General features: G+C 71.8%; 7 protein-coding genes. 3 read left to right on the top strand and 4 right to left on the bottom strand.

From position 1 onward, the window contains the following. The first annotated feature begins 156 nt into the window (after positions 1-156). The 3 genes from glnA to BH719_RS00185 all read left to right on the top strand — a co-directional run bounded on the left by glnA (position 157) and on the right by BH719_RS00185 (position 5,527). Entirely contained in the window at positions 157-1,581 is a 1,425-nt protein-coding gene (gene glnA / locus BH719_RS00195; protein WP_009399697.1) for a type I glutamate--ammonia ligase, read from the top strand. Positions 1,582-1,704: 123 nt separating this feature from the next. Then, the gene (locus BH719_RS00190) at positions 1,705-3,561 is read left to right on the top strand and encodes an AMP-dependent synthetase/ligase (protein ID WP_009399696.1); all 1,857 of its coding nucleotides are present in this window, start codon (positions 1,705-1,707) and stop codon (positions 3,559-3,561) included. Between the two features lie 31 nt (positions 3,562-3,592). Next, a complete protein-coding gene (locus BH719_RS00185) occupies positions 3,593-5,527 on the top strand; it encodes an AMP-dependent synthetase/ligase (protein ID WP_009399695.1) in 1,935 nt (644 codons plus the stop codon). Positions 5,528-5,553: 26 nt separating this feature from the next. Here the strand turns inward: BH719_RS00185 and BH719_RS00180 are convergent, their stop codons facing one another. Genes BH719_RS00180 through BH719_RS00165 form a run of 4 tightly spaced genes read right to left on the bottom strand, consistent with a single transcriptional unit; the run spans position 5,554 to position 8,463 of the window. Then, a complete protein-coding gene (locus tag BH719_RS00180) occupies positions 5,554-5,976 on the bottom strand; it encodes an HXXEE domain-containing protein (protein ID WP_009399694.1) in 423 nt (140 codons plus the stop codon). Then, the gene (locus tag BH719_RS00175; RefSeq protein WP_009399693.1) at positions 5,973-6,500 is read right to left on the bottom strand and encodes an HXXEE domain-containing protein; all 528 of its coding nucleotides are present in this window, start codon (positions 6,498-6,500) and stop codon (positions 5,973-5,975) included. The genes BH719_RS00180 and BH719_RS00175 overlap by 4 nt, the downstream gene beginning before the upstream one ends. Before the next feature lie 30 nt (positions 6,501-6,530). After that, entirely contained in the window at positions 6,531-7,253 is a 723-nt protein-coding gene (locus BH719_RS00170; protein ID WP_009399692.1) for an ABC transporter ATP-binding protein, read from the bottom strand. A 1-nt stretch (position 7,254) separates the two neighbouring features. Continuing rightward, entirely contained in the window at positions 7,255-8,463 is a 1,209-nt protein-coding gene (locus tag BH719_RS00165) for an ABC transporter permease (RefSeq protein WP_009399691.1), read from the bottom strand. Positions 8,464-8,607: the final 144 nt, after the last annotated feature.

The raw sequence follows: 8,607 nt of genomic DNA, 5'->3' as shown, positions 1-8,607 counted from the left end.
CAGGGCGGGCGCTTGCGGCCGCCGGCGTCCGAGGGTGCGACAGGCCACCATGCGGGCGCGCCTGGCGTGAGCGGCACCGTTGCGGAATACACTTGCCTTGGCGCAGGGTTTACGGAGCCTTGACCGAAGGGTTTGTCCCAGACCGGAAGGAAACCAATGTTCACCTCCTCCGATGAGGTCGCGTCCTTCATCGACAAAGAGAGCATCGAACTCGTCGACGTGCGCTTCTGCGACGTCCCCGGGGTCCAGCAGCACTTCACGATCCCCGTCGGCGAGTTCCTGGGCGGGGCAATCGACGACGGCCTCATGTTCGACGGCTCCTCCGTCAGGGGCTTCACCGCGATCCACGAGTCCGACATGAAGCTGGTCCCCGACCTGTCCTCGGCGTTCGTCGACCCCTTCCGGGCCCGGGCGACCCTGGTCGTGGACTTCTCCATCGTCGACCCCTTCACGGACGAGCCGTTCTCGCGCGACCCCCGCCAGGTGGCGGCCAAGGCCGAGGCGCACCTGCGCTCGACCGGCATCGCCGACCAGTGCTTCGTGGGCGCCGAGGCGGAGTTCTACCTCTTCGACGACGTGCGCTACCAGGTGAGTCCGAACAGCACGTTCTTCTCCGTGGACTCCCCCGAGGCGCACTGGAACACCGGGCGCGCCGAGGAGGGCGGCAACCGGGGCTACAAGGTCCCCCTCAAGGGCGGGTACTTCCCGGTCCCCCCCACCGACAGGTACGCCGACGTCCGCGACGAGATGGTGCGTCTGCTCGAGGGGGTGGGCCTGACCGTCGAGCGCGCCCACCACGAGGTCGGCTCGGGCGGCCAGCAGGAGATCAACTACCGTTTCGCGACGCTGCGGGCCGCCGCCGACGACATGATGAAGTTCAAGTACGTGGTGAAGAACGCCGCCCTGGCCTTCGGGCACTCGGCGACCTTCATGCCCAAGCCCCTCTTCGGGGACAACGGCTCGGGCATGCACACGCACATGTCGCTGTGGAAGGACGGCGAGCCCCTGTTCTACGACGAGCGCGGCTACGGCGCCCTGTCGGACACGGCGCGCTGGTTCATCGGGGGCCTGCTGGAGCACGCCCCGGCGCTGCTGGCCTTCACGAACCCCTCCGTCAACTCGTTCCGCCGCCTGGTCCCCGGGTTCGAGGCGCCCATCAACCTCGTGTACTCGGCGCGCAACCGCTCGGCGTGCATCCGCATCCCCGTCACCGGCACCTCCCCCAAGGCCAAGCGCGTCGAGTACCGCGTCCCCGACCCCAGCGCGAACCCCTACCTGGCGTTCTCCGCGTGCCTCATGGCGGGCATCGACGGCATCAGGCGGCGCTCCGAGCCCGCCGCCCCCATCGACAAGGACCTGTACGAGCTGCCCCCCGCCGAGTACCGCGACATCGCGAAGCTGCCGTCGTCCCTTGAGGCCGCGCTGGAGGCCCTGCGCGAGGACCACGACTTCCTCACCGAGGGCGACGTGTTCACCCAGGACCTCATCGACACGTGGCTGGACTACAAGGAGGCCAACGAGGTCGCCCCCATGCGCGCCTACCCGCACCCCTACGAGTACCAGCTCTACTACGACCTGTGAGGCACCCGGTGTGATCGTGGTCCCCGGCACAGCCGTTCCGGCCGGGGGCCGCGTCCTTTGTCTGTAGACTCACCCTTGTCCGCACCGCGACGGGCCGCCCCGCGGCGGCCGAAGGAGGACCCGATGAAACGGATGCGCGACGGCTCCTACACCGTCCCCCCTGCGTTCACCGTGCGCCCCGGCGACTCGCTCTCGACGATGCTGCTGGCCCGCGCCGACGCCCACCCCGACCAGGTGGTCGTCGAGCAGCGCACCGCCGTGGGCTCGGCGCGCCCCATCACCGCCAGTGAGCTCGTCAGGCAGGTCGACGACGCGGCGCGCGGCCTGATCGGCATGGGCGTGGACCCCGGGGACGCGGTCGCCATCCTGGCCCCCACCTGCTACGAGTGGATGATCCTGGATCTGGCGCTCGCCTCGGTCGGCGCCGTGTCCGTGCCCATCTATGAGTCCGACTCCGCCCAGCAGATCACCCACATCCTCGCCGACGCCCATGTGACGCTGGTGTTCACCGCCACCGCCCAGCAGGCCGAGCTCGTGTCGCTCAGCGCCCCCGAGCACTGCCCCGTCCACTCCTTCGACCGGGGCGCGATGCGCCTGCTGGCCAAGAGGGCCCGCCCGATCCCCGTCGAGGAGGCCCACCGGCGGCGCGCCCAGGTCACCAGCTCGTCCACGGCCACCATCATCTACACCTCCGGCACGACGGGCGCGCCCAAGGGCGTGGCGCTCACCCACGCGAACTTCGTCGGCACGTGCCTGTCGGCCCGCCAGATCCTCGGCAGTGTCATCGACTCCCCCAGCACGCGGCTGCTGCTCTTCCTGCCCGTCGCCCACGTGCTGGCCCGCCTCGTCATGCACGTCGTCCTGGCCGGCCAGGGCGTCCTGGGGTTCTCCCCCTCCATCAAGAACCTGCTGCCCGACATCCAGTCCTTCAAGCCCTCCGTGCTGCTGGTGGTGCCGCGCGTGCTGGAGAAGGTGTACAACTCGGCCTCCGCCAAGGCCGGCGGCGGCTTCAAGGGCCGCCTGTTCGCCTGGTCGGCCAAGCAGGCGCGCGCCTACGGCGCCTCGGGCAGGCGCCGACCCTCGCCCCTGCGGCGCGCCCGCCGGCGGGTGGCCGACGCCCTGGTGCTCAAGAGGATACGCGCCGTGCTGGGCCCCAACATGCGCTACATCGTGTCGGGGGGAGCCCCCCTGGCCAGCGACCTCGCCCAGTTCTACACGGGCCTGGGGCTCACGCTCCTGCAGGGCTACGGCCTGTCCGAGACGACGGGGCCGATCGCCGTCCAACGCATCGGCGACAACCCCGTCGGCACCGTCGGCCAGCCGATGCCCGGGAACTTCATCAAGACCGCCAAGGACGGGGAGGTCCTGGTGCGCGGCGTGTCCGTCATGCCCGGCTACTACGGCCTGCCCGACCAGACCCGGGCCGTCATGCCCGACGGCAAGTGGTTCCACACCGGCGACCTGGGGTCCATCGACCGGCGCGGTCACCTGACGATCACGGGCCGCAAGAAGGAGATCATCGTCACCGCGGGCGGCAAGAACGTCTCCCCCGCCGTCCTCGAGGACTCGCTGAGCACCCACCCCCTCATCGCGCACGTCATCGTGGTCGGCGACCAGCGCCCCTTCGTCGGCGCGCTCATCGCCCTCGACGCCGAGATGCTGCCCGCCTGGCTGCGCAAGCACGGCCTTCCTGTGTGCTCGCCCACGGAGGCGGCCTCCCTGCCGCAGGTGCGCGAGTCCCTGGACCGCGCCATCGAGCGCGCCAACCGCGCGGTGTCGCGCGCCGAGTCGATCCGCGAGTACCGGATCATCGACGCCGTGTTCACCGTGGAGAACGGCTACGTGACCCCGTCGATGAAACTGCGCCGCTCCAAGGTGCTGGCCGACTACTCCCACGAGGTCGACGAGCTCTACGGCGGCCCCGCCGCCCCCGCGCGCGAACGCGGTCTGCTGCGGCTGCTCCGGCGCAAGAAGCACTGATACCGGGCCCCGCCCGCAGAAAGGGACACTCATGACGGTACGTAGGCTGGCCGACGGCTCCTGGGAGTCGGTCGCGCGCCGCGAGGCATCCGAGGACATGAACATTCCGAAGATGCTGCACCGGCGCGCCCGCGAGCACCCGGGGCAGGTGGCGGTCGAGCGCCGCTCCCCCGTCGGCGACTGGCGCCCCGTGACCATCGACGAGTTCCTCGCCGAGGCGGACACCATGGCCAGGGGCCTGGTCGGGCTCGGCCTCGAAGCCGGGGAGCACCTGGCGATCCTGGCCCCCACCTCCTACGAGTGGGCCCTGCTGGACATCGCCGCCCTGTCCTGCGGGGCCATCACCGTGCCCATCTACGAGACGGACTCCGCCTCGCAGATCGCCCACATCCTGGCCGACGCGGACGTCAAGATCGTCATCACCGCGACCTCCCAGCAGGCCGACCTGGTCGAGTCGGTGCGCACCGACGGCGTGCGCATGGTCCTGGCCCTGGACCGAGGCGCTGAGCGCCTCCTGTCCCAGACGGCCCTGGACGTCCCCCTGGACCGGGTGCGCTCGCGCACGGACGGCGTGGGACTGCGCGACGAGGCGACCGTGATCTACACGTCGGGCACCACCGGCATGCCCAAGGGCGTGGTGCTCACTCACGCCAACTTCATCGAGACGATGCTGCAGGCCTACGACATCCTGCCCGTCCTCATCAACGACCCGCGTTCGCGGTCCCTGCTGTTCCTGCCCGTCGCCCACGTGCTCGCCCGCTTCGTCATGTACTGCCTGCTGTCGGGCCAGGGGGTCACGGCCTTCTCCCCCGACACCCGCAACCTGGTGGACGACATCGCGACCTTCAAGCCGACGATGCTGCTGGTGGTGCCGCGCGTTCTGGAGAAGGTCTACAACGCGGCCTCCGCCAAGGCCGGCGGCGGCTTCAAGGGCCGCCTTTTCTCGTGGGCGGCCAACCAGGCGCGCGCCCTGTCGCGCTCCACGTCCTACGCCGACACGCCGCTGCCCGAGTCGGAGGTGGCCGGGCCCCTGCCGGACACGACGACCGTCCCCGACGCCTCGGGCACCCCGTCGCCGGGGCCGTCACTGGGCCTGAGGCTGCGCGGTCGCCTCGCCGACGCCCTGGTGCTCAAGAAGGTGCGGGCCGTACTGGGGCCGAACCTGCACACCATCATCTGCGGGGGCGCCCCCCTGGCCGTCGACCTGGCGAACTTCTACCGGGGGCTGGGCGTCACCCTGCTGCAGGGCTACGGCCTCTCGGAGACGACCGGGCCGATCACGGTGGAGCTGCCGCACGACTTCCCGCCGGATTCGGTCGGTTTCCCGTGGCCGGGCAACCGCCTCAAGCTGGCGCCCGACGGGGAGCTGCTGGCGCAGGGGATCTCCGTGACGAAGGGGTACCACAACCTGCCCGGGGCCACCGCCGAGGCCTTCGTGGACGGCTGGTTCCGCACGGGCGACCTGGCGTCCATCGACGACCGCGGGCACGTGCGCATCACCGGCCGCAAGAAGGAGCTCATCGTCACCGCGGGCGGCAAGAACGTGTCCCCGGAGGTGCTGGAGGAGTCCTTGTCCACGCACCCGCTGATCGCGAACATCGTCGTCGTCGGCGAGGGCCGCCCCTACATCGGGGCGCTCATCGCCCTTGACACGGAGATGCTGCCGGATTGGCTGCGCAGGCACGGGCTGCCCGTGGTGGACGCCGCCCAGGCCGGGGAGCTCCCGGAGGTCCGCGAGTCCCTGGAGCGGGCGATCGCACGGGCGAACACCCGGGTCTCGCGCGCCGAGTCGATCCGCCGCTACCGCATCGTCAATGCCGCCTTCACCGTGGAGAACGGCTACATGACGCCTTCCCTCAAACTCAAGCGCCGCCGTGTCCTGGCCGACTACGCCCACGAGGTCGACGCCCTGTACTCCTCGGGCACGGACGCCAGCGCGGGCGGGGACGGGGCCGCCAAGGACTGAGCCCCGCCCCGGGGCACGACGGCGCCTCAGCGGGAGCGGGTGGCGCGGATGCTCCGCAGCACGAGGAGGGCGCCCGGCAGCCCGGGGACCACGGAGGTCGCGGTTCCGGGCATGAAGGAGCGGGTGCGCGCCGACACGGCTATGTGCATGCAGAACGCCGCCGCCCAGCCCAGGGTCAGCGCGCCCGTGGCCGCGCGGGTCGCCCGTCCACTGCGGCGCGTCGCCAGGTACAGGACGCACAGGGCGGCCCCCTGCGCGGCAACGGCCCCCGCCCTCGCCCAGGGGTCCCGCCCCGCCAATGGACTGGATCTCATGTGGGCGTCGAGTCCGGCCCATCCGCTCGATCCGACCCGGTCGAGCCATTCGGTCATGGGGAGCAGCAGCTCCTCGCCCTGGTGGACCCCGATCAGCGCCGCGGTGAGCGCCCACGCGCGGTCGTTGGCGTTCACGCCCCCCTCCTGCCCGCAGCGGAGACGGCCGCCCCGACGGCGTGCGAGAGCACGAGCCATCCTCCCACCAGGGCGGCCGCGCGCAGGGGCCGGGCGGTGCGGGGCACACCCGCGCGCCTGAGCGCCCGGGCGGCGCACCACAGCTGCGGCAGGACCACGGTCGGGGACGTGGCCACGCCCGTCGTGTACCCCCTGGTGGCCAGCGAGGCCGCGATGTGCCCGATCCCGTGGAGGCCGAACGCCCACTGGAAGTCCTGGTACAGCCAGCCCCTCCCCCGGGTCCGGATGCCGTCCCAGACCGCTGCGGCGCACAGCGCCCCCATCATGGCGATGGCCGCGTTGACGTGCCGTTGGTCGACCCGCAGGGCGCGGTCGCGCAACCGCCCCCCGATGGGCAGCGCCCCGACCGCCCTGCGGCTGGACGCCACCATGGTGGCCAGCTCCTCCCCGTCGTTGGCCGCGAACGACGCCGCCAGACCGAGCGGCACCAGCCAGCGCCGCAGGCCGTCGAGTTGTCCGTCCACAGGTCCACCTCCATCGCCGAACCGTTCACACTAGTCAGTGTACTGGCGCTCCTCCGCGCGGGGGGCGCCCGCCCCCTGCGGCTCGGGCCCACCCAGGCGGCCCCCGTCCATCGTGAGGATCCGGTCCGCGGCCCCCTCGGCCTCGCGGTCGTGGGTGACCACCAGCACGGCCGCCCCGGAGTCGGCGGCGCCGCGGAGCAGTTCGAGGGCCGTCGCCGCACTCGCGGCGTCCAGGCCGGCGGTCGGCTCGTCGGCCAGGACCACCCCGGGGTCCATGAGCAGCGCCCGCGCTATCGCCATGCGGCGCAGTTCCCCTCCGGACAGCTCGTTAGGCCTGGCGTCCTTCAGCTGCGCCATTCCGACCGCGTCGAGGAGCTCCTCGGCCCCGCGCCCGCCGGGCCCGCGCCCCGGGTAGAGGACCGAGGGGAGCAGGACGTTCTCCAGCACCGTCAGACTGCGCAGCGCCGCATGGCCCTGCGGGACCAGTCCGATGCTCCCGTTGCGGAAGCGCGCGAGCGCCTCCTCCCCCAGCGAGTGCAGATCCGTGCCGTCCACCTCGACCGTCCCCGCCGTCGGGGAGAGGATCCCGGCGAGCATGGCCAGCAGCGTGCTCTTCCCGCTGCCCGAGCGCCCGGTGATGACGACGAGCTCGCCGGCCCCGATGTCGAGGTCGGTCGGCTCCACGGCGGTGAAGACCCGCCCTCCGCGTCCGCGGGGGAAGTCCTTGCTGAGGGATCTCGCCCGGACGTCCACTTCACTCCCCTTCCTTCAGCAGCGCGCTCGCGCTGGTCGTTCTGAGGTAGCCGACCGAGGCCAGCGAGGCGACCACCGCCACGGCCGCGGTCGCCGCCAGGGACACGAGCGCGAGGAGCAGCGCGGTGGTCCACGACGGGACCACGAAGCCGGAGCCGAGGGCCTGGCGCACGAATCCCTCGAAGGACACCAGCAGGGCCCCCGACACCGCGACGCCGACGAGGCCGCCGATCCCGTTGACTCCCAGCGCCTCCGCGGCGATGACCCTGGACACGAGGCGCTTGCCCGCCCCCACGGCCGACAGCGTCGCGAACTCCCGCCTGCGCTCGTGGATCATCATGACGAACACGAGGACGACCATGACCAGTCCGACGCCCCAGGCGATCGCGATGAGTGCGATGACGGTCCGGGACGCGTCGTCCAGCGTCCGGGCAATCGTGCCCACCATGGCCGTCGAGGTGACCGCGGCGACGCCCGGCACCTGCTCCTCGATGGCGGCGGCGACGGACGCGGGGTCCTCGCCCGCGCGGACTCGGACCAGCACGGACGAGATCACGGAGGAGGGGTCGAGGTCGGTGTACTTGTTGAGCCCCTTGCTCAGCGAGCTCTCGATGAGGACCCGGGCGGTGTCGAAGTCCGTGTACACGGCGTTGTCCAGCGCCGATCCGGTCGGAGCGAACTGGGCGACGACCCGCAGGGACTGGTCGAAGATCTTGAAGTCGTCCTCGTCGTACACCGTCACATTGCTCCCCACGACGACGTCCATGGGCTCCAGGCGCACGTCGCGGTCGGTGTCGTCGATCCACGGCTGGACGGTGAAGTCGCTGCCCGGGTCGAAGGCGATGACCTGGTAGCGCCCCGAGCAGCAGCTCGCCCGCGCCGAGGCGAGGAACAACTGGGGGGAGGCCGCCTCGACCCCCGGCACGGCGGCCACGCGGTCGAGTGCGCCCTCGTCCATGTAGAAGTAGCTCGGCTCGGCGCGCACCAGGAAGTCCTGGGCGTCGAACTCGCTCCTCGCGTCGGCGGGGGTCACGAGGATGTCGGCGCCCAGGCGGGACTCGACGGTGCGCAGGCCCTGGCGCACCCCTTCGACGACCATGGTGCCGCCGAAGAGGACCATCGCCATGAGCGAGGAGAACACCAGGAGCGCCGCGGTGCGCGCCGGGTACCCGCGGAGGTTCCTCCACGGAAGCTGTGCGAGTGAGACCATGAGGTTCCTTCCTACACCGACAGGAGCATCCGGCCGTCGGCGGCGCGCTGCGCGCGGCGCAGGGCGGCGCGGGTTCCGACGGCGCCTGCTATCAACGAGGCGGCGGCCACTACGGCGGCGTTCACGAGCGCCCGGGCCGGACCC

Origin of the sequence: Pauljensenia hongkongensis (assembly GCF_001746855.1) — a bacterium.
GTDB classification, from domain to species: domain Bacteria; phylum Actinomycetota; class Actinomycetes; order Actinomycetales; family Actinomycetaceae; genus Pauljensenia; species Pauljensenia hongkongensis.
The sequence above is the reverse complement of the archived record's forward strand: the minus strand, read 5'-3'. Positions and strand labels throughout refer to the sequence as shown.

Bases quoted from the DNA above. Each gene is read 5' to 3' on its own strand.
- BH719_RS00190 (WP_009399696.1), top strand. From the start codon at position 1,705: ATGAAACGGATGCGCGACGGCTCCTACACCGTCCCCCCTGCGTTCACC.
- BH719_RS00185 (WP_009399695.1), top strand. From the start codon at position 3,593: ATGACGGTACGTAGGCTGGCCGACGGCTCCTGGGAGTCGGTCGCGCGC.
- glnA (WP_009399697.1), top strand. From the start codon at position 157: ATGTTCACCTCCTCCGATGAGGTCGCGTCCTTCATCGACAAAGAGAGC.
- BH719_RS00165 (WP_009399691.1), bottom strand. From the start codon at position 8,463: ATGGTCTCACTCGCACAGCTTCCGTGGAGGAACCTCCGCGGGTACCCG.